The sequence below is a fragment of the Streptomyces sp. WM6378 genome (genome assembly GCF_001279695.1).
GTDB lineage: Bacteria > Actinomycetota > Actinomycetes > Streptomycetales > Streptomycetaceae > Streptomyces.
In genome coordinates, this window is record NZ_LGDD01000001.1 from 18,975 (window position 1) to 42,721 (window position 23,747).

Annotated in this window: 24 protein-coding genes; 19 read left to right on the forward strand and 5 right to left on the reverse strand. The window is 72.0% G+C overall.

Translation table 11 applies throughout. The annotated features are described in order from the left end of the window. Window positions 1-82 precede the first annotated feature (82 nt). The 13 genes from ADK54_RS00090 (at window position 83) to ADK54_RS00150 (ending at window position 14,564) form a co-directional block, all read left to right on the forward strand. Complete coding sequence (locus ADK54_RS00090; RefSeq protein WP_053723361.1) at window positions 83-1,759, forward strand: CTP synthase; 1,677 nt, start codon at window positions 83-85, stop codon at window positions 1,757-1,759. 93 nt (window positions 1,760-1,852) lie between these two features. Further along, window positions 1,853-2,479, forward strand: coding sequence for an NUDIX domain-containing protein (locus ADK54_RS00095; RefSeq protein WP_053723362.1), 627 nt, complete (start codon window positions 1,853-1,855; stop codon window positions 2,477-2,479). A 159-nt stretch (window positions 2,480-2,638) separates the two neighbouring features. Next, on the forward strand, window positions 2,639-4,666 hold the full coding sequence (locus ADK54_RS00100; RefSeq protein WP_053723363.1) for a tetratricopeptide repeat protein: 2,028 nt from the start codon (window positions 2,639-2,641) through the stop codon (window positions 4,664-4,666). Window positions 4,667-4,829: 163 nt separating this feature from the next. Then, on the forward strand, window positions 4,830-5,945 hold the full coding sequence (ald, locus tag ADK54_RS00105) for an alanine dehydrogenase (RefSeq protein WP_053723521.1): 1,116 nt from the start codon (window positions 4,830-4,832) through the stop codon (window positions 5,943-5,945). 404 nt (window positions 5,946-6,349) lie between these two features. After that, window positions 6,350-7,468 carry a ParA family protein gene (locus ADK54_RS00110; RefSeq protein WP_053723364.1) on the forward strand — a complete coding sequence of 373 codons (1,119 nt, stop codon included), beginning with the start codon at window positions 6,350-6,352 and terminating at the stop codon, window positions 7,466-7,468. Further along, the gene (locus ADK54_RS00115) at window positions 7,453-7,998 is read left to right on the forward strand and encodes a hypothetical protein (protein ID WP_053723365.1); all 546 of its coding nucleotides are present in this window, start codon (window positions 7,453-7,455) and stop codon (window positions 7,996-7,998) included. Before ADK54_RS00110 ends, ADK54_RS00115 begins: the two co-directional genes overlap by 16 nt. Before the next feature lie 54 nt (window positions 7,999-8,052). Beyond that, window positions 8,053-9,165: a segregation and condensation protein A gene (locus ADK54_RS00120; protein ID WP_053723366.1), complete on the forward strand. Its 1,113-nt coding sequence runs from the start codon at window positions 8,053-8,055 to the stop codon at window positions 9,163-9,165. Next, window positions 9,162-9,782, forward strand: coding sequence for an SMC-Scp complex subunit ScpB (scpB, locus tag ADK54_RS00125; protein ID WP_053723367.1), 621 nt, complete (start codon window positions 9,162-9,164; stop codon window positions 9,780-9,782). Before ADK54_RS00120 ends, scpB begins: the two co-directional genes overlap by 4 nt. After that, on the forward strand, window positions 9,782-10,951 hold the full coding sequence (locus ADK54_RS00130; RefSeq protein ID WP_053723368.1) for a pseudouridine synthase: 1,170 nt from the start codon (window positions 9,782-9,784) through the stop codon (window positions 10,949-10,951). The genes scpB and ADK54_RS00130 overlap by 1 nt, the downstream gene beginning before the upstream one ends. Before the next feature lie 142 nt (window positions 10,952-11,093). Beyond that, window positions 11,094-11,690, forward strand: a complete 597-nt coding sequence (gene pnuC, locus ADK54_RS00135; protein WP_053723369.1) for a nicotinamide riboside transporter PnuC — start codon at window positions 11,094-11,096, stop codon at window positions 11,688-11,690. Beyond that, a complete protein-coding gene (locus ADK54_RS00140) occupies window positions 11,687-12,778 on the forward strand; it encodes an AAA family ATPase (protein ID WP_053723370.1) in 1,092 nt (363 codons plus the stop codon). Before pnuC ends, ADK54_RS00140 begins: the two co-directional genes overlap by 4 nt. Continuing rightward, entirely contained in the window at window positions 12,775-13,554 is a 780-nt protein-coding gene (locus ADK54_RS00145) for an NUDIX hydrolase (RefSeq protein WP_078966032.1), read from the forward strand. Before ADK54_RS00140 ends, ADK54_RS00145 begins: the two co-directional genes overlap by 4 nt. Further along, on the forward strand, window positions 13,551-14,564 hold the full coding sequence (locus tag ADK54_RS00150) for an ADP-ribosylglycohydrolase family protein (protein ID WP_053723371.1): 1,014 nt from the start codon (window positions 13,551-13,553) through the stop codon (window positions 14,562-14,564). The genes ADK54_RS00145 and ADK54_RS00150 overlap by 4 nt, the downstream gene beginning before the upstream one ends. 7 nt (window positions 14,565-14,571) lie before the next feature. Here ADK54_RS00150 and ADK54_RS00155 read toward each other — a convergent pair whose 3' ends face one another. From ADK54_RS00155 to ADK54_RS00165, 3 genes are all read right to left on the reverse strand, one after another. After that, the gene (locus tag ADK54_RS00155; protein ID WP_053723372.1) at window positions 14,572-15,312 is read right to left on the reverse strand and encodes a DNA polymerase beta superfamily protein; all 741 of its coding nucleotides are present in this window, start codon (window positions 15,310-15,312) and stop codon (window positions 14,572-14,574) included. A gap of 17 nt (window positions 15,313-15,329) precedes the next feature. Beyond that, window positions 15,330-15,815, reverse strand: coding sequence for a Rieske (2Fe-2S) protein (locus ADK54_RS00160; RefSeq protein ID WP_053723373.1), 486 nt, complete (start codon window positions 15,813-15,815; stop codon window positions 15,330-15,332). A 221-nt stretch (window positions 15,816-16,036) separates the two neighbouring features. Continuing rightward, a complete protein-coding gene (locus ADK54_RS00165) occupies window positions 16,037-16,372 on the reverse strand; it encodes a DUF952 domain-containing protein (RefSeq protein ID WP_053723374.1) in 336 nt (111 codons plus the stop codon). Between the two features lie 236 nt (window positions 16,373-16,608). Between ADK54_RS00165 and aroH the strand changes: the two genes are divergently transcribed. The 5 genes from aroH to der all read left to right on the forward strand — a co-directional run bounded on the left by aroH (window position 16,609) and on the right by der (window position 21,027). After that, window positions 16,609-16,971, forward strand: coding sequence for a chorismate mutase (gene aroH / locus ADK54_RS00170; RefSeq protein WP_053723523.1), 363 nt, complete (start codon window positions 16,609-16,611; stop codon window positions 16,969-16,971). After that, the gene (locus tag ADK54_RS00175; RefSeq protein WP_053723375.1) at window positions 16,968-18,053 is read left to right on the forward strand and encodes a prephenate dehydrogenase; all 1,086 of its coding nucleotides are present in this window, start codon (window positions 16,968-16,970) and stop codon (window positions 18,051-18,053) included. Before aroH ends, ADK54_RS00175 begins: the two co-directional genes overlap by 4 nt. A gap of 100 nt (window positions 18,054-18,153) precedes the next feature. After that, window positions 18,154-18,861, forward strand: a complete 708-nt coding sequence (gene cmk, locus ADK54_RS00180) for a (d)CMP kinase (protein WP_053723376.1) — start codon at window positions 18,154-18,156, stop codon at window positions 18,859-18,861. Beyond that, a complete protein-coding gene (locus tag ADK54_RS00185; RefSeq protein WP_053723377.1) occupies window positions 18,858-19,508 on the forward strand; it encodes a lysophospholipid acyltransferase family protein in 651 nt (216 codons plus the stop codon). The genes cmk and ADK54_RS00185 overlap by 4 nt, the downstream gene beginning before the upstream one ends. Window positions 19,509-19,578: 70 nt before the next feature. Further along, window positions 19,579-21,027: a ribosome biogenesis GTPase Der gene (der, locus tag ADK54_RS00190; RefSeq protein ID WP_053723378.1), complete on the forward strand. Its 1,449-nt coding sequence runs from the start codon at window positions 19,579-19,581 to the stop codon at window positions 21,025-21,027. Between the two features lie 33 nt (window positions 21,028-21,060). On the opposite strand, the gene ADK54_RS00195 is transcribed toward der, so the two are convergent. Together ADK54_RS00195 and ADK54_RS00200 are read right to left on the reverse strand one after the other, a co-directional pair. After that, window positions 21,061-21,453 carry a hypothetical protein gene (locus tag ADK54_RS00195; RefSeq protein ID WP_053723379.1) on the reverse strand — a complete coding sequence of 131 codons (393 nt, stop codon included), beginning with the start codon at window positions 21,451-21,453 and terminating at the stop codon, window positions 21,061-21,063. Between the two features lie 127 nt (window positions 21,454-21,580). Further along, complete coding sequence (locus tag ADK54_RS00200; RefSeq protein ID WP_053723380.1) at window positions 21,581-22,354, reverse strand: hypothetical protein; 774 nt, start codon at window positions 22,352-22,354, stop codon at window positions 21,581-21,583. 504 nt (window positions 22,355-22,858) lie between these two features. Here ADK54_RS00200 and ADK54_RS00205 point away from each other — a divergent pair. Further along, window positions 22,859-23,530, forward strand: coding sequence for a transglycosylase family protein (locus tag ADK54_RS00205; protein WP_053723381.1), 672 nt, complete (start codon window positions 22,859-22,861; stop codon window positions 23,528-23,530). The last annotated feature ends 217 nt before the right edge of the window (window positions 23,531-23,747 follow it).

Consider the following 23,747-nt stretch of genomic DNA (forward strand, 5'->3'; position numbering starts at 1 on the left):
ACGCGTACGGATTCCGTACAAGATCCACACAGGGTGACCGGCACGCACTCCACACAGCGACCACGGGAGCCCCCTCTTGGCCATGCAGCCCACGGCTTTGCGAAACAGCGCAGCCACGACGACCAAGCACATCTTCGTCACCGGGGGTGTCGCCTCTTCCCTCGGCAAGGGTCTGACTGCCTCCAGCCTGGGTGCGCTCCTCAAGGCGCGGGGCCTGCGGGTCACGATGCAGAAGCTCGACCCGTACCTGAACGTCGATCCGGGCACGATGAACCCGTTCCAGCACGGCGAGGTGTTCGTCACCAACGACGGCGCCGAGACCGACCTGGACATCGGCCACTACGAGCGCTTCCTCGACGTGGACCTCGACGGGTCCGCCAACGTGACCACCGGCCAGGTCTACTCGCAGGTCATCGCCAAGGAGCGGCGCGGCGAGTACCTCGGCGACACCGTCCAGGTCATCCCGCACATCACCAACGAGATCAAGCACCGCATCCGCCGCATGGCGACCGACGACGTCGACGTCGTCATCACCGAGGTCGGCGGCACGGTCGGCGACATCGAGTCGCTGCCGTTCCTGGAGACCGTCCGCCAGGTCCGCCACGAGGTCGGCCGCGACAACGTGTTCGTCGTGCACATCTCGCTGCTGCCCTACATCGGCCCCTCGGGCGAGCTGAAGACCAAGCCGACCCAGCACTCGGTCGCGGCCCTGCGCAACATCGGCATCCAGCCCGACGCGATCGTGCTGCGCGCCGACCGCGAGGTGCCGCTGTCCATCAAGCGCAAGATCTCGCTGATGTGCGACGTCGACGAGGCGGCCGTGGTCGCCGCCATCGACGCCAAGTCGATCTACGACATCCCCAAGGTGCTCCACACCGAGGGCCTGGACGCCTACGTCGTCCGGAAGCTGGACCTGCCGTTCCGCGATGTGGACTGGACGCAGTGGGACGACCTGCTCGACCGGGTCCACAACCCGCTGCACGAGGTGACCGTCGCGCTGGTCGGCAAGTACATCGACCTGCCCGACGCCTACCTCTCGATCACCGAGGCCATGCGGGCCGGCGGCTTCGCCAACAAGGCCCGCGTCAAGGTCAAGTGGGTCACCTCGGACGACTGCAAGACCCCGGCCGGCGCCAAGAAGCACCTCGGCGACGTGGACGCGATCCTGGTGCCCGGCGGCTTCGGCGACCGCGGCGTCAACGGCAAGATCGGCGCGATCCAGTACGCCCGCGAGAACAAGGTGCCGCTGCTCGGCATCTGCCTCGGCCTGCAGTGCATCGTCATCGAGGCCGCGCGCAACCTGGCCGGCATCCCGGACGCCAACTCCACCGAGTTCGACGCCGCCACCGCCCACCCCGTCATCTCGACGATGGAGGAGCAGCTGGCCTACGTCGAGGGCGCGGGCGACCTGGGCGGCACGATGCGGCTCGGCCTGTACCCGGCGAAGCTCGCCGAGGGCTCCATCGTCCGCGAGGTCTACGACGACCAGCCCTACGTCGAGGAGCGCCACCGCCACCGCTACGAGGTGAACAACGCCTACCGTGCGGAGCTGGAGAAGAAGACGGGCATCGTCTTCTCGGGCACCTCCCCGGACAACAAGCTCGTCGAGTACGTCGAGTACCCGCGCGAGGTGCACCCCTACCTGGTCGCCACCCAGGCGCACCCGGAGCTGCGCTCGCGCCCGACGCGCCCGCACCCGCTCTTCGCGGGCCTGGTCAAGGCCGCCGTCGAGCGCAAGACGGGCAAGCCCGCCAAGTAGTCACCACCGGTTAACGTTGCCGGGGTACGGACCTTTCCGAAGGATCCGTACCCCGGTTCTGTTTTTGCGCGCGCACTGTGGGAGGACGCCGTCATGGCCATCGAGGACACCGCCGAACACTGGCAGGTCGTGGCGAGTGCCACCCCTTTCACCGGCCACAAGACCGGGGTGCGCACCGACGACGTCGTGATGCCCGACGGCGCGGTCCACCAGCGCGACTACCAGACCCACCCCGGCTCGGTGGCGATCCTCGCCCTGGACGACGAGGGCCGCGTCCTGGTGCTGCGCCAGTACCGCCACCCCGTACGCCAGAAGCTGTGGGAGATCCCGGCCGGGCTCCTGGACGTGCCCGGCGAGAACCCGCTGCACGCCGCCCAGCGCGAGCTGTACGAGGAGGCGCACGTCAAGGCCGAGCGGTGGCACGTCCTGACCGATGTGTACACGAGCCCGGGCGGCAGCGACGAAGCCGTACGGATCTTCCTGGCGCGGGACCTGTCCGAGGCGGAGGGCGAGCGCTTCGAGGTCTCCGAGGAGGAGGCCGACATGGAGCTGGCCCGGGTCCCGGTCGCCGAGCTCGTACGGGGCGCCCTCGCGGGGGAGCTGCACAACACCTGCCTGGTGGTCGGCGCCCTCGCGCTGGCCGCGGTCCTGGACGGGGACGGCTTCGACGCGCTGCGCCCGGCCGGGGCGCCCTGGCCGGCCCGCCCCTTCGAGGAGTGAACCCACCCCTCCCGCATTCGATCTGAAAATCCGCTGATCCGATCGGGCGACATCCCCGCCGTGCTCCGCCCAAACGGTCACGAAGGGTGAACTACGCTCGGACTGCCCGTGCGGAGACCCGCACGGTCTCCAGGTGCGCAGGCGGACGGAGCGTGGCCCGTGACGGATCAGGCGGTGGACGTGGGCGGCGCAGCCGTCGGGCAGCGCACGGGGCAATTCCTGGGCAGGCAGCGGGAGTTGAAGGAACTCCGGGCCGACATCGAACGGGCCGGACTTGACACGCTGTCAGGAAAGAAGTCGCCCCGGGCCAGGGTCCTGCTGATCGCCGGCCGGCCCGGATCCGGTCGCACCGCGCTCGCCGCCGAACTCGCCCGCCAGGTGGCCGGCGACTACCCGGACGGGATCCTGCGGGCCACGCTCACCGAGCCGGGCGGGGTCCGCGTCCCGGCCGACCGGGTCGCCCGGGACCTGCTCGACGCCCTGGGGGTCCCGGCGCCGCCCGGCGCCGGCCAGGACGAGCTGACCGAACTGGTCCGCACCGCGCTCGCGGGCCGCCGGGCGATCGTGCTGCTCGACGACGCGGCCGACGCCGAACAGGTCGGCCCGCTGCTGCCCGACACCTCCCAGTCCCTGGTCGTGGCCACCGCCGAGGGACCGCTCACCGGAATCCCGGACGTGCGTCCGTGCACGCTGGGCGGCCTCGACGTGAAGTCGGCCGTCGAACTCCTGGAGGGCTTCACCGGCGCGGTGCGCGTCACGGTGGACCCGCGCGCCGCCGAGACCCTCGCCGAAGAGTGCGGCGGACAGCCCGCCGCCCTCGTCCTGGTCGGCGGCTGGCTCCGCGCCCGCCCCAAGGCCGCCATCTCCGACGTGGCCAAACAACTGCGCTCCATGTCCGACGAAGGAGCCGAACTCCCCAGCGCCGCAAGGCCGTTGGCGCGCTCGTTCCGGCTCGCGTACGACTCCCTCTCGCAGCCGGCCGCGCGGATACTGCGACTGCTCGCGCTCGCCCCCGCCGGGGTCGCCGACGCGCACACCGCCTCCGCCCTTGCCGGCTGCTCGGTCTCCGGCGCCCAGGCGGCGCTCGCCGACTTCGTGACGTTCGGACTGCTGCGGCCCGACCCGGACGCACCCGAGCAGTACCGGGTGCCCGGCGCCCTCGCGCCGCTCCTTCGCACGCTCTGCGAGAGCGTGGACCGGCCCGGCGAGATCCAGCTGGCCCGGGCCCGGATGCTGGAGCGGACCGTTCGGCTGCTCCAGTCCTGCCGGGCGGTCACCGAGCCGGAGGGCTCGCCCGCCCGCAAGAAGCTCGCGGGCCTGCCGCGGGCCCTGCGCTTCCCCAGCGCGGCCGTCGCCGACGCCTGGCTGAGCGGCCGCCGGCCCGCGCTGCTCGCCGCCGCCCGGATCGCGGTGGAGGACGGCGAGCTCGACACGCTGGCCCGGCGCCTGGTGGCCGCGCTGGTCCGCGCGCTCGCCGCGCACCGGGGCGCCGAGGCCGCGGCCCCCGACCTGTACGGCCTGCACCAGCTCGTCCTGGACGTCGCCGAGCGCCGCGAGCTGCACCGCGAGAAGGCGGCGGCCCTGCTCAACCTGGGCGACCTGGACGCCGGGACCGGGCGGACGACCGCGGCCCTTGCCCGCTACCGGGCCGCCCTGGACGCGGGCCGCGCCGCGAACGACGCGTACGCGACCGGCCGCGCGATGGAATCCGTAGGCGGCGCCCACCAGGAGCTCGGCGACTGGCAGCGGGCCTCCGACTGGTACGGGCGGGCCCTGTCCCAGCGCCTCGCGCGCGGCGAGCGGGCGGACGAGGCCCGGCTGTACGGGCGGCTCGCCGCCGTGCACACGTACGCGGGCCGCTACGGCGAGGCGCTGCGCAGCTGGCGGGCCGCGGTGGCCGGATACCGGCGGCTCGGCGATCTGCCCAGCCAGGCAAGGGCGTTGAGCGAGGCGGCCCGGGTCCAGGAGTACGCGGGGCGCCCCGAGGAGTCGCTGCGCACCTGCCGCGAGGCGGTCGAGTCCGCGCGCAGGGCCGGTGATCTGCGCCTTGAGGCCGCGCTCCAGCTCAGGCTCGCCGACACCCTGGACCGGCTCGGCGACCCCGCGGCCGCGCGGTTGCACCGGGGCGCGGCGGACAGATTGCTGGAAGATGAGCCGTCAAGCGCAGGGGACCTGCGAAATCCGTAGTCCTTCGGCCAAAGATTAAAGCTTTGTAAGGGTAGACAGCGGGAAGACCTTCATTAGACTGGGTGAGCCGCAACATCCTGCGGTGTCTCCCGGTGCGCCCGTGTGCGTCCGGGTATGTATGGCATTGCCCCCGTTTTCCCCTGAGTCAAGGACCGTGATCGACGTGAAGGTCGGCATCCCCCGCGAGGTCAAGAACAACGAGTTCCGGGTGGCCATCACCCCCGCCGGTGTGCACGAGCTCGTGCGCCACGGCCACCAGGTCTTCGTCGAGCAGAACGCCGGCGTCGGCTCCTCGATCACGGACGCCGAGTACGTCTCCGCGGGTGCGGAGATCCTCGGCAGCGCCGACGAGGTCTGGGCCACCGCCGACCTGCTGCTGAAGGTCAAGGAGCCCATCGCGGAGGAGTACCACCGCCTCCGCAAGGACCAGACGCTCTTCACCTACCTGCACCTCGCCGCCTCCCGCGAGTGCACGGACGCCCTCCTGGAGTCCGGCACCACCGCGATCGCGTACGAGACCGTCGAGACGGCCAACCGCCAGCTGCCGCTGCTCGCCCCGATGTCCGAGGTCGCGGGCCGGCTGGCCCCGCAGGTCGGCGCCTACCACCTGATGCGCTCGGCCGGCGGCCGCGGCGTGCTGCCCGGTGGCGTCCCCGGCACCCACGCCGGCCGTGCCGTCGTCATCGGCGGCGGTGTCTCCGGCTGGAACGCGGCGCAGATCGCCGTCGGCATGGGCTTCCACGTGACCCTGCTCGACAAGGACATCAACAAGCTCCGCGAGGCCGACAAGATCTTCGGCACCAAGGTGCAGACGATCGTCTCCAACGCCTACGAGCTGGAGAAGGCCGTCATCGAGGCCGACCTCGTCATCGGCGCGGTGCTCATCCCCGGCGCCAAGGCCCCGAAGCTGGTCACCAACGAGCTCGTCGCCAAGATGAAGCCCGGAAGTGTCCTTGTCGACATTGCGATCGACCAGGGCGGCTGCTTCGAGGACTCGCGTCCGACCACCCACGCCGAGCCGACCTTCATGGTCCACAACTCGGTCTTCTACTGCGTCGCCAACATGCCGGGCGCGGTGCCGAACACCTCCACCTACGCCCTCACCAACGCCACGCTGCCCTACATCGTGTCGCTGGCGAACAACGGCTGGGTCGAGGCGCTGCGCCGCGATGCCGCGCTCGCCCTCGGCCTCAACACCCATGACGGCCAGGTCGTTTACGGCCCGGTCGCCGAGGCCCACGGCCTGGACCAGGTCGAGCTGCACGCGCTTCTCGGCTAGTAAAAAGCCGGTTCGTCAACGCGGACCGTCAACCTCGTACATCCGGCCGGACCTTGTCGACCAAGGTCCGGCCGGATGTGTATCGCGACACTTCCGCCCACCTGTGCCAGGCTCGCTCAACTCGCCTCGAACGTAACCCTTTAACCGTTTCGCGCACCGGTGAAACGCGCGTCTGAGTGCCCGTACGCCCTTGACAGAGTGGTGTTCGGTTGCCGACACATCGGGCCGGGTCCGGCGGATTGTGTTGCTGCGGACCGGTGACACGCCATAGAGTCGCCAACCGTCGGCATGGTGCCACGCTGACCTATCGATAAAGTTTCCTGGTCACGTCCAAGGAGGTAAGACGACTTGTGAATGAGTCGACATTTACTCCCGGAGGTGGTCAGTCAGGAATCCCTGCGGGGATGTCCGTACGGGGCCAGAGCCCTTCGGGGCCCGAGGCTGTCGGCTCCGTCGCGGTCCGCACCTTCGAAACCACCCAGCACATGACGACAGCCCCACGGATGATGGACGGCCTACACGTGAACGCCACGGCCGGCAACGAGAGCGGCCGGGAGACCGCCGCTCTCGCCGACTTTGACGAAGTGCCCCAGGGGCACTTCTACGACCCCGACGCCGAGTACGAGCCCGACCCCGAGTACGCGGCCACCCTCGCACCCGACGCCGCCCGCCAGCGCCGCGAGCGGATCGGCCCGACCGGACGGCCGCTGCCGTACTTCCCGATCCCGGGTCCGCTGACCGACCACGGTCCCGCGAAGATCATCGCGATGTGCAACCAGAAGGGCGGCGTGGGCAAGACGACGTCGACCATCAACCTGGGTGCCGCGCTCGCGGAGTACGGACGCCGCGTGCTGCTCGTCGACTTCGACCCGCAGGGTGCCCTGTCGGTCGGCCTCGGCGTGAACCCGATGGAACTCGACCTCACCGTCTACAACCTGCTCATGGAGCGGGGCATGTCGGCCGACGAGGTGCTGCTCAAGACCGCGGTCCCCAACATGGACCTGCTGCCGAGCAACATCGACCTGTCCGCCGCCGAGGTGCAGTTGGTGAGCGAGGTCGCGCGCGAGTCCACGCTCCAGCGGGCCCTGAAGCCGCTGATGCAGGACTACGACTACATCGTGATCGACTGTCAGCCCTCGCTCGGCCTGCTCACCGTCAACGCCCTGACGGCGGCTCACAAGGTGATCGTGCCGCTGGAGTGCGAGTTCTTCGCGCTGCGCGGTGTCGCGCTGCTCACCGAGACGATCGAGAAGGTGCAGGAACGCCTCAACCCCGACCTGGAGTTGGACGGCATCCTCGCCACGATGTACGACTCCCGCACGGTGCACAGCCGGGAGGTCCTGGCCCGCGTGGTCGAGGCCTTCGACGACCACGTCTACCACACGGTCATCGGCCGCACCGTGCGCTTCCCGGAGACCACCGTCGCCGGTGAGCCGATCACGACGTACGCCTCGAACTCCGTCGGCGCGGCCGCCTACCGTCAGCTCGCCAGGGAGGTGCTCGCCCGGTGTCACGCCGAGTGAGTCTGCCCGGGGCCGACGAGCTGTTCCGTACGACCGGGGGCATGGCGCTCTCGCCGTCCGCCCCGAGGCGAGGGGCCAACGGCGAGGCGAGGGTGCCGGCTCCGGCGGGCGAGAGCGAGCCGGTTACGGCCGAGCCCGCGCCCGAGACGGAGCACACCGCCGCCGAGGAGGACTCCGGCTCGGCCGAACAGCGCAGCCGCGGCGCCGCCGAGGCGGAGACCGCCAAGGCCCGGCGCACGCCCGCGCAGGGCGGCTCCTCCTCCGGCTCCGGCACCGCCCAGCAGCGGCGCCGGCAGCGGGCGGCCAACCGGCGGCCCAGCGGGCGCGAGCGGCACGACGAGAAGATCACCGTGTACGTCTCCGCGGAGGAGCTCATGGACCTGGAGCACGCGCGCCTGGTCCTGCGGGGGGAGCACGGGCTCGCGGTCGACCGCGGGCGGATCGTCCGTGAGGCCGTCGCCGTCGTCCTCGCGGACCTGGAGTCGCGGGGCGACGCGAGCATTCTCGTACGGCGTCTTCGGGGGCGGTAGCCGTTAGCCTGCGGCGGAGCCGCTCCGCCCGCCTCTCCAGCCCCTGGACCACTCTTGCCGACTGCTGACGAGCCCACCGCCTCCGCCGCGCGTGCGCCGCGCCGTGCGCTGGGGCGGGGGCCGGGGGAGATTTACCCCACCTCGCCCCTTCCCGCTGTGCCACTCGGCGGCTCCGCCGCGGGCCTCCGGGGGGATTCGTCGGCTGCGGACGAGTGGGTGGCGCCGGGGGCGCCGCCCCCGGCGCCACGCTCCTCAATCGCCGGAGGGGCTGATTTCGAGCCGCCCGGGGCTGAATCGTCCTCGGCCGACGAAGGGTTGGCGCCCGCCGCAGCCGAAGCCCTCACCGGCGGTGAGCCCGAGCCCGGTGACGGGCGGTTCACCGTTCGGCTCGCCAACTTCGAGGGGCCCTTCGACCTGCTCCTTCAGCTGATCTCCAAGCACAAGATGGACGTCACCGAGGTCGCCCTCTCCAAGGTCACCGACGAGTTCATGGCGCACATCCGGGCCATGGGGCCCGACTGGGATCTGGACCAGACGACCGAGTTCCTCGTCGTCGCGGCCACTCTGCTCGACCTCAAGGCCGCCCGGCTGCTGCCCGCCGCCGAGGTGGAGGACGAGGCCGACCTCGCGCTCCTGGAGGCCCGGGACCTGCTGTTCGCGCGGCTGCTGCAGTACCGGGCGTACAAGCGGATCGCCGACATCTTCAGTGAGCGGCTGGACGGGGAAGCGCGGCGCTACCCCCGTACCGTCGGCCTGGAGGCGCAGCTCGCCGAGTTGCTGCCCGAGGTCGTCATCAGCATCGGCGTCGAGGGCTTCGCCAAGCTGGCCGTGAAGACCATGCAGCCCAAGGCCAAGCCGCAGGTGTACGTCGATCACATCCACGCCCCGCTGGTGTCCGTGCGCGAGCAGGCCGAGATCGTGGTGGCCCGGCTGCGGGAGGCCGGGGAGGTCAGCTTCCGGGTGCTGGCCGAGGACGCCCCGGACACCCTCACGGTGGTCGCCCGGTTCCTGGCCCTCCTGGAGCTGTACCGCGAGAAGGCCGTCGTCCTGGACCAGGACGAGGCCCTGGGGGAGCTGATGGTGCGCTGGAGCGGCGGGGACGGCGACGGGGCGCTGACGGTGACCGACGAGTTCGACCAAGTGGTGACGGAGGAGGAGAACGCGTGACGGAGGAGCTGGAGCTGAAGCCCGCCCTGGAAGCCGTCCTCATGGTCGTCGACGAGCCCGCCACCGAGGAACACCTCGCGAAGGTCCTGGAAAGGCCGAGGCGGGCCGTGGCGGACGCCCTGCGGGAGCTGGCGGACGAGTACACCGTCCAGGGCCGCGGATTCGAGCTGAGGCTCGTGGCGGGCGGCTGGCGGTTCTACAGCCGGGCCGCCTACGCGGACGCCGTCGAGGGCTTCGTCCTGGACGGCCAGCAGGCCCGGCTCACCCAGGCGGCCCTGGAGACCCTGGCGGTCGTCGCGTACCGCCAGCCGGTGAGCCGCTCGCGGGTCTCCGCGGTGCGCGGAGTGAACTGTGACGGGGTCATGCGGACCCTGCTCCAGCGGGGTCTGGTCGACGAGGCGGGCACGGAACCCGAAACAGGTGCGATCCTGTACAGGACGACGAACTACTTTCTGGAGCGGATGGGCCTGCGCGGCCTGGACGAGCTCCCGGAGCTCGCGCCCTTCCTCCCCGAGGCGGACGCGATCGAGGCCGAGACGCTGGAGGGTGTGCCGTCGTTCGATCCGGACGCGCCGGACGCGCCGGAAACCCCCGCAGACGACAAGACGGAAATGTGATGCGAAGCAGCAGCGGCAGGAACAGCAGCGGAAACAACGGCGGGAGCCGTGGTGGCAACAGCGGCGGCCGCGGCAGCAGCAGTGGCGGTGGCGCCGGTGGCCGGGGCGGCAACCGCGGCGCCGGTGGCGGGCGCGACGACCAGCGCAAGGCCGGCGGCCCGCGCCAGAGCGGCAGCGGCAAGCAGCGCCCGCCGCGCCCCGAGGAGCGCACCTACGACGTGGGCGGCGACGCCCCCCGCAGCGGTCGCGGCGCCTCCGCGCGCGGCGGCGCCAAGGGCGGCCCGAAGTCTCCCCAGGGCGGTACCCCGGTGCGCCGTGGCCCGCACGGCCAGCGTCTGGGCCAGGCCCGCCCGCGCGAGCTCGACGCCAAGATCGAGCAGCGCAACCGCGACCGGTACGCCGACAAGCCGGACGTGAAGACCCCCAAGACCTTCCCCGGCGCCGAGCAGGAGGGCGAGCGGCTGCAGAAGGTCCTCGCCCGGGCCGGCATGGGCTCGCGGCGCGCCTGCGAGGAGCTGATCGAGCAGGCCCGTGTCGAGGTCAATGGCGAGATCGTGCTCGAACAGGGCAAGCGCGTCGACCCCGAGAAGGACGAGATCAAGGTGGACGGCCTGACCGTCGCCACCCAGTCGTACCTGTTCTTCGCCCTGAACAAGCCGGCCGGCGTCGTCTCCACCATGGAGGACCCGGACGGCCGCCAGTGCCTCGGTGACTACGTCACCAACCGCGAGACCCGGCTCTTCCACGTCGGCCGGCTCGACACCGAGACCGAGGGCATCATCCTGCTCACCAACCACGGCGAGCTGGCCCACCGTCTGACCCACCCCAAGTACGGCGTGAAGAAGACCTACCTGGCCGCCATCACGGGCCCGCTGCCGCGCGAGATCGGCAAGCGGCTCAAGGAGGGCATCCAGCTGGAGGACGGCTACGCGCGGGCCGACGCCTTCCGCGTCGTCCAGCAGACCGGCAAGAACTACCTCGTCGAGATCGAGCTCCACGAGGGCCGCAAGCACATCGTGCGCCGCATGATGGCCGAGGCCGGCTTCCCGGTCGAGAAGCTGGTGCGGGTCGCCTTCGGCCCGATCGGGCTCGGCGACCAGAAGTCCGGCTGGCTGCGCCGCCTCACCAACACCGAGGTCGGCATGCTGATGCGCGAGGTCGACCTCTAAGCACTCAGAACACCCGCTGAACAGAGCCCGGTTCCCCGTTTCGTACGGGGAGCCGGGCTCTTGCGTCGCGTGCGGCCCCGAAACCTTGTGCGGTCGCCCCGAACACCTTTATAGTCATAGTGACCATTAAGGAGGTACGGGCGTGAGCCTCACCTGGACCGAGATCCTCGGCTTCGCGACCGGCGCGCTCTGCGTCTGGCTGGTGGCCCGGCAGCACATCGCCAACTGGCCGGTGGGACTTGCCAACAACGTGTTCTTCATCGTGCTGTTCCTCCAGGCGGGCCTGTACGCGGACGCCGGACTCCAGGTCGTCTTCATCGCCCTCGCCGGGTACGGCTGGTGGACCTGGGCCCACGGGGGTGGATCAGGTTCCGGCGCGCTTCCGGTCCGGCGGACGACCCGCACCGAGTGGCTGCGGCTGCTCGCGGCGGGGGCGGTGGGGACCGTGGCGCTGACGTTCCTGCTCGGCGCGGCCACCGACTCGACCGTCCCGTTCTGGGACGCGCTCACCACCGCCCTGTCCCTGACGGCGACGTACGGGCAGTGCAAGAAGCTCGTAGAGTCCTGGTGGCTGTGGATCGCGGCGGACGTGGTCTACATCCCGCTCTACGCCTACAAGGAGCTCTACCTCACCTCGCTCCTGTACGCCGGGTTCCTGACCCTGTGCCTGGTCGGACTGTGCGGCTGGCGGCGCGAGCTCGGCGCACGCCCGGCCCGGCTCGCGGAGGTGGCGGCATGAAAGCCCGCAAACGCTACGAACACGGCCTGGTCCTCGGCAAGTTCTATCCGCCGCACGCCGGCCACCACCACCTCGTACGCACCGCCGCCGACCGGTGCGAGCGGCTCACCGTCCTGGTGTGCGCGGCCTCCGTCGAGACGATTCCGCTGGCCGAGCGGGTCCAGTGGATGCGCGAGGCGCACCCGGACGCCCGGGTCCTGGGAGCCGTCGACGACGTGGAGATGGACCTCAACGACCCCGACATATGGGACGCGCACATGGCCGTCTTCCGGGGCGCCGTGCCCGAGCGCGTCGACGCGGTGTTCACCTCCGAGTCCTATGGCGACGAGCTCGCCCGGCGCTTCGGCGCCGAGCACGTCCTCGTCGACCTCGACCGCACCCTGTTCCCGGTCTCCGGCACGGCCGTGCGTAAGGACCCCGTGGGCAGCTGGGACTTCCTCGAAGAGCCCGTACGGGCCTGGCTCGCCCGGCGCGTGGTCGTGCTCGGCGCCGAGTCGACCGGCACCACCACCATGGCCCGCGCCCTCGCCGAGCACTACCGGGAGCGCGGCGGGCCCTGGGCGCGCACCCGCTGGGTGGCGGAGTACGGGCGCGAGTACAGCGAGGGCAAGCTCGCCGCCCTGCGCTCGCGCTACCCGCAGACGCAGTGGGAGGACGTCGAGTTCGGCTCGGACGAGTTCCCGGTGATCGCCGAGCGGCAGAACGAGCGCGAGAACCGGGCCGCCGGGCTCGGCTCGCCCGTGCTGTTCTGCGACACCGACTCCTTCGCCACCACCGTGTGGCACGAGCGCTACATGGGCCGCCGCGACCCGCGCGTCGAAGCCGTCGCCGAACGGGCCGCCGCCCACCACCTGTGGCTGCTCACCGACCACGAAGGCGTGCCCTTCGAGGACGACGGGCTGCGCGACGGGGAGGAGCTGCGGCCCTGGATGACCGACCGGTTCCGGGCCGAACTCGCCCGTACCGGACGGGAGTTCATCGAACTGCGCGGCCCGCACGAGGAGCGGCTCGCCACCGCCGTCGCCGCCGTCGACGCGCTGCTCGACCGGGGCTGGGACCTCGCCGACCCGCTGCCGGAGCGACGATGACCGCCGTCGGCCCCCGGGCCCTGGAGGGGGGCGCCCGGGGGCCGGCGGGAAACGTGCCCGAGGGGTACGACCCGCACGCCTTCGAACCGTTCGCCGTCACCGTCGACCTGGCCGTCTTCACGGTCCGCGGCGGCGCCCTGCACGCGCTGCTCATCCGGCGCGGCCAGGACCCGTACGCGGGGGCGTGGGCGCTGCCGGGCGGGTTCGTGCTGCCGCGCGAGTCCGCCGAGCTCGCGGCCCGGCGCGAACTGGCCGAGGAGACCGGCCTGCCCGACGACGTCGTGGCCGGGCTCCACCTGGAGCAGCTGCGCACCTACAGCGAGCCGGACCGCGACCCCCGCATGCGGGTCGTGTCGGTGGCCTACACCGCGCTCGTGCCCGACCTGCCCGAACCGCGCGGCGGAGGCGACGCGGCGCACGCCGAGTGGATCGCCTTCGGCACGTACGGACAGCTCGCCTTCGACCACGCCGACATCCTCGCCGACGCCCGTGAACGCGTCGGCGCCAAGCTCGAATACACCTGCCTCGCGACATCGTTCTGCCCGCCCGAGTTCACCCTCGGCGAGCTGCGGCAGGTCTACGAGACGGTCTGGGGCACCGCCCTCGACCGCCCCAACTTCCGCCGCAAGGTCCTTGCCACGCCCGGCTTCGTCGAGCAGGTGGCAGGCGCCTCGCGGCTGACCGGCGGCCGGGGCAAACCGGCCGCGCTCTACCGGGCGGGTCCGGCCACCGCGCTGCATCCGCCCCTTCTGCGCCCGGAGGGACCACAGACATGAACCGTGCTGCGCGACAGACGGCGACCGGTGCCTTGATCGGCCTCGCGCTGGGGGACGCCCTCGGCTTCCCGACCGAGTTCAGCGATGTGCCCGCGATCCTCGCCAAGTGCGGGCCGTGGCGCGAGATGGCGCTGCCGAACCCCGCGTTCGTCACCGACGACACCCAGATGACGCTCGCGCTCGGCCGCGGCATCCGTACCGCCATGGACCGCGGGCTGCTCGGCCCGGACCGGCTCGAAGGCCCGGTCCGCGCGGAGTTCGTCGACTGGTACCACTCGCCCGAGAACAACCGCGCCCCCGGCCGGACCTGCCTGGTGGCCTGCGCGAAGCTCGACAGCGGGCTGCCCTGGCAGCAGGCGAGCCAGCTCGGCTCCAAGGGCTGCGGCGCCAACATGCGGGTCGCGCCGATCGGCCTCGTGCCGGGTCTGAGCGAGGAACAGCGGGCGGGCGCCGCCCAGTTGCAGTCCGCGCTCACCCACGGCCACCCGACCGCCCTGGCCGCCTCCGACCTCACCGCGCGGGCGGTGTTCCTGCTCGCCCAGGGCGCCGACCCGACGGGCCTGGTCGGCCAGCTGCGCTCGTACGCGTACGAGAACCGCAACCGGTACCACGACCGCTGGCTCGGCGACCTGTGGACGCACGCGCAGGACCCGACGCCGGGCCACTTCATCGCGCGCGGCTGGGACGAGTGCCTGGACGCGCTCGACCGGGTGCTCAAGGCGCTGCGCAACCCCTCGCCCGAGACCGACCCCTGCCTGGAGACCGGCGACGGCTGGATCGCCGAGGAGGCCTTCGCCACGGGCCTGCTCTGCTTCCTGCTCTTCCCCGACGAGCCGCTCACGGCACTGCGCCGGGCCGCCTGCTCCCAGGGCGACTCGGACTCCATCGCCTGCCTGGCCGGCGCGTTCGCGGGCGCCCACCTCGGGGCCGCGGCCTGGCCCAAGGAGTGGGCCGAGCGCATCGAGTACCGCGGCGAGCTCCTGACCCTGGGGGCTCTCTGGGACGCCTGAGCCCGGGCTACCGCCCGACGCCGCCACCGGGCACGACGCGCCGCACGACCTCGTCGTACCCGTCCGCCTTCAGGGCCGACTCGCGGCGCACCCGGAACAGGAACTCCGCCACCCGGGCCAGGTCGGGCCCGGGTGGCAGGGGCGAGGTGGCGGCCGCCTCGTCGGACTCGGTGACCAGGCGGGCCATCCAGGACTCCACCTCGGCCCAGGAGATCTCGCCCCGCTTGACCGCGAGCAGCCGCTCGCGCTCGGCGCCGACGTCGATGGTGAGAACGCCGGTGCGCAGCAGATCGCGGCAGCTCATGAGAAGCCGCAGCAGATGCATGGCGTGCTTCCACCGCGGCGCGCCGTGCTGCCGCACATCCGCGTCGAGCTTCTTGCGCTGGCCCAGCGCGTAGCGGGCGAACGTCGCGTGGGCCTGACGGGAGAGGAACGCCCCGCGCAGGGCCAGGAGTTCCCGCCCGGTGTCGTCGATGTGCTCGACGAGCGGGGAGTGCAGGCACTCCAGGACGTTCGGATTGGCGCGCAGGGCCAGCTCGCAGAACCGCTCAAGCTCCCAGCTGAACTGCTCGTCGGCGGGACCCTCGACATGCGTCGGCGGCTTCTCGAAGCGCCAGAACAGCTCGGTCGGCGCCAGGTAGATCCCGCGGACGTCGGTGTCGCTGTCCTCGGTCGCGAGGCCGAAGGCGCGCGAGCCCATGACGCAGGAGTAGACGGTGTGGCCGGCGACGAGTTCCTCTGGCGTCATGGCTCCATCGTGGCTGGTCAGGGCAGCAGGATCGAATCCTTTTCGACGGTGATCTGCTGTACGGGCAGCGGACGCGTGGCGGGCCCGTTGGCGACGGAGGCGTCCGCGATCCGGTACTTGCTGCCGTGGCAGGGGCAGTTGATGGTGCCCCCGGACACGCCGGAGACCGTGCAGCCCTCGTGGGTGCAGATCGCCGAGAAGCCCTTGAAGGTGCCCGCCTCCGGCTGGGTGACGACGACCTTCTGGTCCGCGAAGACCTTGCCGCCGCCGACCGGGATGTCCGAGGTCTTGGCGAGGACGTTGCCGGCCTGGGCGGGCCCGCTGGGCTGGCCGGACACGCTGGCGGGGCTCGCGGGCGGGTTCGCCTGGCCCGGGGCGGCGGAACCGGTGGCTGTCGGAGGCGGCGTCGAAGTTCCGCCGCCCCCGGAGTTCGAACAGCCCGCCAGGGCCGCCGCTCCGGCCGCGGCCACGAGTACCGTCCTGCGGCTGCTGACTGCGTCCATCGTGTGCTCCTCAAGTCGTCACGCCGAACGTGAAGCCGTCACGCCGAACGTCGGCAAGGTCGACGTTCCGTCCGGAAGAACGTCATGGGTTCCGTCCGGAAGTACGCGCGGCAGGAGCATCCTGGCGTCGAATGGCCCCGGGGCGAAGCACCGACGGCCCGGATGTTCCCGCGCGTTCCCACTCAACTCCCGCGCCGGGGGTGAGAACAGGCCCGCCGGGGTCACATCCGGGGCGTGAGGCCCAGCGCGCGCCCCTCGGCGTCCCGGCGCACTTCGAGGATCGCCGTCACGGCCGCCCGCTCGACGGGCCCGTACACATGGGGGAACAGGACGTCCCCGGTGCCTTCCCAGCGGACCTCCGCGGCCAGCGCCGACTCGTCGATACGCAGCACCAGGAGGGGGCCGGGCACGGCGCGGTAGTGGGCGTCGGCAATGGCCAGGGCGGCCGCCTCGTCGGCCGAGCAGTGCACGAAGCCCTCGGCGGCCAGGGAGGGCGGGGTGTAGGGCAGGCCGGGGGCGGCCGACCACTCGTCCAGGGGAACCACGTGCAGGATCATCCGTCGGTTCTACCGCAGAGGCGGCCCGACCGGGTCCCCGGGGCGCGGTTCGCCCAGGTGGCGGAGCCGGACCGACGGACCACCGCAGGACCTGATCCGGCAGCCAACCCGTGGCGCGGACCGTCCCGCGACGGCCGTCCCCGTCCCGGAGGGTGGCCGCCGCGTCCGCGATGTCGGTGGCGCTGACTACGCTGAACGGGAACGAAATTCGAAGGCCGAAGTCCGAGGAGTACGTCGTGGCGGTACGAGCGGTCCGTGGGGCCGTCCAACTGGAGCGGGACGAGGCCGGACACATGGACGAGCAGGTCGGCGCGCTGCTCACCGAGATCCTGGAGCGCAACGGGCTGACCCCGGACGACCTCATCAGCATCTGGTTCACGGCCACCCCCGATCTGCACAGCGACTTCCCGGCCGCCGCCGCGCGCCAGCTGGGCATCACCGACGTGCCCCTGATCTGCGCGCAGGAGCTCGACATAGCCGGCGCCATGCCCCGCGTGGTGCGGATCCTCGCGCACGTCGAGACCTACCTCGACAAGGCCGAGATCGCCCACGTCTACCTCGGCTCCGCCGCCGCCCTGCGCAAGGACATCGCCCAGTGAGAACCGCCCTCGTCATCGGTACCGGCCTGATCGGCACCTCCGCCGCCCTGGCGCTCGCGAGCCGCGGGATCACCGTGCACCTCGCCGACCACGACCCGGGCCAGGCCCGCACCGCCGCCGCGCTCGGCGCCGGCACGGACGAGCCGCCCGAGGGCCGGGTCGACCTCGCCATCGTCGCCGTGCCGCCCGCACACGTGGCCGAGACGCTGGCCGAGGCCATCCGGGGCGGGACCGCCCGCGCGTACATCGACGTGGCGAGCGTCAAGGGCGGCCCGCGCCGCGAGCTGCTCGCGCTGGGCTGCGACCTGAGCTCCTACATCGGTACGCACCCGATGTCGGGCAAGGAGCGCTCGGGCCCGCTGGCCGCGACCGCCGACCTCTTCGAGGGCCGGCCCTGGGTGCTCACGCCGACCCGCGACACCGACACCGAGGTGCTCAACCTGGCGCTCGAACTGGTCGCGCTCTGCCGCGCCGTGCCGGTCGTCATGGACGCCGACGCCCACGACCGGGCCGTCGCCCTCGTCTCGCACACCCCGCAGCTGGTCTCCTCCATGGTTGCCGCGCGCCTCGAAGAGGCCGACGAGACGGCGGTACGGCTCTGCGGCCAGGGCATTCGCGACGTCACCCGCATCGCGGCCTCCGACCCCGGGATGTGGGTCGAGATCCTCTCCGCCAACCCGGGCCCGGTCGCCGACGTGCTCGCCGGGATCGCCGCCGACCTCGACGAGACGGTGCGCGCCCTGCGCTCCCTGGAGTCCGCCGACGACGACAAGCGGCGTGCGGGCACCGCCGGCATCGAGGACGTGCTGCGGCGCGGCAACGCGGGCCGCGTCAGGGTGCCCGGCAAGCACGGGGCGGCGCCCGCCACGTACGAGATCGTCGCCGTGCTGCTCAGTGACGAGCCGGGCGGGCTCGCGCGGCTGTTCGCGGACGCGGGCCGGGCCGGGGTCAACATCGAGGACGTCCGCATCGAGCACGCCACCGGCCAGCAGGCGGGTCTGGTCCAGCTGATGGTCGAGCCGGCCGCGGCCCCCGGCCTGACCGCCGCGCTGCGCGAGCGGGGCTGGTCGATCAGGCAGTGAGGCGGTGAGACACCCGGGCGGGACGGGGGGCTCGCACGAGCCAGTAACCTTGTACGGGGCGGATTTGCGCCCCGAGCAAACCCCGCCCCGTACCAGGAAGGTGTCCGTCACCGTGGAAAGCGCCGCCCGGACCGCTCCGGCAGCAGTGATTGTCGCCATCGACGGCCCCTCCGGCACCGGCAAGTCCAGCACTTCCAAGGCGGTCGCCGCCAAGCTGGGGCTGAGCTACCTGGACACCGGAGCCCAGTACCGGGCGATCACCTGGTGGATGATCAGCAACGGGATCGACATCGACGACCCGGCGGAGATCGCCGTCGCGGCCGCCAAGCCCGTGATCGTCTCCGGCACCGACCCGTCGGCGCCGACCATCACGGTCGACGGTGAGGACGCCTCCGGGCCGATCCGCACCCAGGACGTCACCTCCAAGGTGAGCGCGGTCAGTGCCGTCCCCGAGGTGCGGGCCCTGATCACCCAGCTCCAGCGCGACATCGCGGCGGCCGCCGGGCAGGGCATCGTGGTCGAGGGCCGCGACATCGGCACCACCGTGCTGCCCGACGCCGACCTGAAGGTGTTCCTCACCGCGTCCCCCGAGGCGCGTGCGGCCCGCCGCAGCGGCGAGATCAAGGGCTCCGACGTGGCGGCCACCCGGGAAGCCCTGATCAAGCGGGACGCGGCCGACTCCGGCCGCAAGACCTCCCCGCTGGCCAAGGCCGGCGACGCGGTCGAAGTGGACACCACCGAGCTCACCCTGGACCAGGTCATCGAGTGCGTGGTCACCCTCATCGAGGAGAAGCGGGCCGCCAAGTGACAGCAGTTCCTGTCTCCGAGCGGGGCGCGGAGATCGGGCGCCGCATCGGTGTCGGCCTGATGTACGGGCTGTGGAAGCCGCGCGTGCTGGGATCCTGGCGGGTCCCGGCGGCCGGGCCGGTGATCCTCGCCGTGAACCACTCGCACAACATCGACGGCCCCATGGTCATGGGCACCGCCCCGCGCGGCACCCATTTCCTGATCAAGAAGGAAGCCTTCGTCGGGCCGCTCGGCCGGTTCCTCGAAGGCATCGGCCAGCTCAAGGTGGACCGGGCGGTCGCCGACCGCGCCGCGATCACCGACGCGCTGGCCGTGCTCGACCGGGGCGGCGTCCTCGGGATCTTCCCCGAGGGCACCCGGGGCGACGGCGACTTCGCCTCGCTGCGGGCCGGCCTCGCCTACTTCGCCGTACGGTCGGGGGCGCCCATCGTCCCGGTCGCGGTGCTGGGAAGCACCGAAGCGCGGGGACGGTTGATAAAGGGGCTGCCGCCGCTGCGCAGCCGGGTCGACGTCGTCTTCGGCGACCCGTTCGAGGCGGGCGACGGCAGCGGCAGACGCACCCGCAAAGCCCTGGACGAGGCCACCGTCCGCATCCAGGACCGGCTCACCGGCCACCTGGAGAACGCCAGGCGCCTGACCGGGCGCTAGGCCAGACTTTCAGTAGTGGACCGCCCGATCGCGGTCCACCGATCACCACGATGAACGAGGTACGGACTTCATGAACGACCAGCACGAACACGGAGCGCTCGGCGACGCCGAGTACGCGGAGTTCATGGAGCTCGCTGCCGAAGAGGGCTTCGACGTCGAGGACGTCGAGGCCGCCATCGACGAGGCCGGCCACGGCCCGCTCCCGGCCCTCGCCGTCGTCGGCCGCCCGAACGTCGGCAAGTCGACCCTGGTGAACCGCATCATCGGCCGCCGCGAGGCCGTCGTCCAGGACAAGCCCGGCGTCACCCGTGACCGCGTCACCTACGAGGCCGAATGGGCCGGCCGGCGCTTCAAGGTCGTCGACACCGGCGGCTGGGAGCAGGACGTCCTCGGCCTCGACGCCTCCGTCGCCGCCCAGGCCGAGTACGCCATCGAAGCCGCCGACGCCGTCGTCTTCGTCGTCGACGCCACTGTGGGCGCCACCGACACCGACGAGGCCGTCGTCAGGCTCCTTCGCCGGGCCGGCAAGCCCGTCGTCCTCGCCGCCAACAAGGTCGACGGCATGTCCGGCGAGTCCGACGCCGCGGCCCTGTGGTCGCTCGGCCTCGGCGAGCCCTACCCGATCTCCGCGCTGCACGGCCGCGGCACCGGTGACCTGCTCGACGAGATCCTCAAGGCGCTGCCCGAGGCCCCGCCGCAGCGCTTCGGCACCGCGGTGGGCGGCCCGCGCCGCATCGCCCTCATCGGCCGCCCGAACGTCGGCAAGTCCTCGCTCCTGAACCAGGTCGCGAAGGAGGACCGGGTCGTCGTCAACGAGCAGTCCGGCACCACCCGCGACCCCGTCGACGAGCTCATCGAACTCGGCGGAATCACCTGGAAGTTCGTCGACACGGCCGGCATCCGCCGCCGCGTCCACCTCCAGGAGGGCGCCGACTACTACGCCTCGCTGCGTACCGCCGCCGCCGTCGAGAAGGCGGAGGTCGCGGTCGTCCTCATCGACACCAGCGAGTCGATCTCGGTGCAGGACCAGCGCATCATCACGATGGCCGTCGAGGCCGGGCGCGCGCTGGTCATCGCGTACAACAAGTGGGACACCCTCGACGAGGAGCGGCGCTACTACCTGGAGCGCGAGATCGAGACCGAGATGCAGCAGGTCGCCTGGGCGCCCCGGGTCAACGTCTCCGCGCTGACCGGCCGCCACATGGAGAAGCTGGTCCCGGCGATCGAGACGGCCCTGGCGGGCTGGGAGACCCGGATCCCGACCGGCCGTCTCAACGCCTTCCTCGGCGAGCTCGTCGCCGGCCACCCGCACCCGATCCGCGGCGGAAAGCAGCCGCGCATCCTGTTCGGTACGCAGGCGGGGACCAAGCCCCCCCGGTTCGTGCTCTTCGCCTCCGGCTTCATCGAGGCCGGCTACCGGCGCTTCATCGAGCGCCGGCTGCGCGAGGAGTTCGGCTTCGAGGGCACCCCCATCCACATCTCGGTGCGGGTGCGCGAGAAGCGCGGCCGTAAGAAGTAACTCCCTTATGGGAGATGGCCCTTCGCGAGGGGGCTAGAGGCCCCGGCGGGGGCCGGGCGGCAGTGCCGCCGGGAGCTGGTGCCCGGCGTACTGCCGCCCGTGCGCGTTCATGGCGGGGTGCAGATGCCAGTTCCCGGCGTACGTGACCGGGAAGTGCTGGGTCTGGTGGCCGGTCTGCTGGCCGCCGCGGTTGCCGTGCGTCGCGGTGAACCCGCCGCCGAGCGCTCCGAACGCGATGAACCCGAGATCCTCCTCGCCGGACCGGTCACCGGGGAGGGTGCGGAAGGACCGGAGGAACTCCGAGTACAGCGCGTCGTAGATCGGCGTGAGGGACGTGGGGGAGTGGGTTCCCGATGCGTCGCCCGACGGGCGCATGGCAGGGATCTGGGCCTGGTACGGCTGGCGGGACGCGTCGTATGTGTGCACGTATGTGCCAACGACCCCGTAAGGCCGGGGATGCGGGGTGTTTCGGCTTATCGGTAGCACGCGGCTCGATGCCCTACGCCCCTTTTGCGCCCACCCAGTACCGGCCGGGGTGGGCGCGCGGGAAGTCTCAGGTGCCGGCCAGCGGCATGGCTGCGGCGACCAGGCGGCCGTCGGCGGCGGCCTTCTCCAGGGCGTCCCTGAGCAGGTCCTCGCGCGGCTGCTGGCCGATCATGCCGACCGGGGCCGCGAAGACCAGGACGCGCTGGGACTTGTTGGCCGCCGCGCGCCAGCCGTCCGTCACCTGGAGCGGCTGGTGCGCCTGCCACCAGGAGACCGAGCTGCTGCCACCGCCGGTGCCGGGCTGCAGGACCGCGTGCAGCTGGCCCATCGCGAGCAGCACGGACCAGCCCGGAAGCACCGAGGGCAGCCGTCCCATGTCGGTCACCGGCACGAAGCCCTGCTCGATGAGGAGCGGGAGGAATTCGTCGGTGCTGCCGCCGGAGCCGGGCCGGGCGATCGGTCCCGTCGGCTCGACGACGAGCGCGGGGTGCAGGTCGCCCTCGATCAGCACCAGACCGCTGGTGATGCCGAGCACCGCCTGCTCGGGTGCCCTGCCGCCCGGCTCCGCGCCCGTGATGGAGCGGACGGCGCCCTGGAGCTGCTCCTCGGCGACCTGGACGACCTGGGAGGGGATGCAGCTGGCGTGGGCGAAGGCGAGGACGGCGGTCTCCTCGCCGACGAACAGGACGGTGCTGGTGCGCTCCTGCTCGGAGTCGCCCGGCGTGCGGCAGGAGGTGCAGTCGTAGCTGCCCGGGGCGTTCTCGCCGGCGAGCAGCCGCTCGGCTTCTTCGTCGCCGATCTCGGCGCGGACGTCCTCACTGACGTCGAGCATGCGCGGCACGGGTGGCTCCTAGGAACTGAGTGGATGCGCCGGGCGGTTCCCGGCTTCTCTCGTACAAACGACAACGGACGATCTGTGGCCGGGGTCACGCGCGAAGGCGAACGGAATCGAACCGTCCCCAGCGGAGGGTGAATTCACCCGCGGAACCCCTTACTCCCCGTCAACACCTGTGGGCCGCATGGAAGTTGGGTCGGTGAGCTGAGTCACAGATCACTTCGGAGACAGGTCGACAAAAGGCGATATCCACGCATCAAGTGGGTGTCCGGAAATCGCCGATACTCCCGGTAACGGGCAACTGGCCTCGAATGACGGGGCATCGGTTGATGCCGGAGCGTGCGGGTCCCTAGATTCCAGCGCCGTGTGCATCGAGCACCGCCCGGGAACGCCCGCCGGCCGCACAGCCAGCTACGACCTTCCGGTGGGCGGGGGCGGCACGGAACGAGGCGCCGGACGCGCCGAAGGCCGCGCAGCCAGGGGGACCCCGGGTCCTTCGAGAGGGATTTCATGTCTGTTGGTACCAGTGGTTCCAGCTCCATACGCAGGCGTGGGACGGCAGTGCTGATCGGAGCCGCAGTCGCGGCACCGTTCGCCCTGCTCGGCGTCGCCGGTCCGGCCTCGGCGGCGGACAGCGGTGTGTGGGACCGCATCGCCCAGTGCGAGAGCGGTGGAAACTGGCACATCAACACCGGCAACGGCTACTACGGCGGGCTCCAGTTCGCCGCCGGGACCTGGCGGGCGCACGGCGGCGGGGCGTACGCGTCCACCGCCGACAAGGCCACCAGGGCCCAGCAGATCGCCGTCGCCACCAAGGTTCAGCGCTCGCAGGGCTGGGGCGCCTGGCCGGCCTGCTCGCGGCAGGCGGGGGCGTACGGCAGCGCCCCGGCGGCGGGCGAGCCCGCACAGAAGCCCGCACGGAAGAAGGCCGAGAGCAGCCCGCAGCAGGCCGCCCCGAAGCCGCACAAGGCGCCCGCGCCACAGCCGCGCACCGCCCCGCTCCGCACCGAGAGCGCGCCCGCCACCCCGGCCGGCGGCTCCTACACCGTCAGGAGCGGCGACACCCTGTCCGCCATCGCGGCGGCCCACGGCACCGGGTGGGAGGCGCTGTACGCGGCCAACAAGGCCGTCATCGGGGGTGACCCGGATCTCATCCTCCCCGGGCAGCAGCTGAAGATCTGAGGCCCAGGGCCCCGTCCGGCCGTCCGGACGGGGCTCGCCGCTGCCCGGGAACCGCCCACGTCGCGCTGCCCGCCCGCGTCCCCGGGTGGACCTGCGGTGATCCGCCCGGGGAATACAGGTGACCGGCAACCCAAGTACAGTCCGTTCCTGACCGCAGGGTGTCGGTCCCGACCGAACCGGCCGGCCGAATGATCAAGCGCATGATCGACCGATCGAT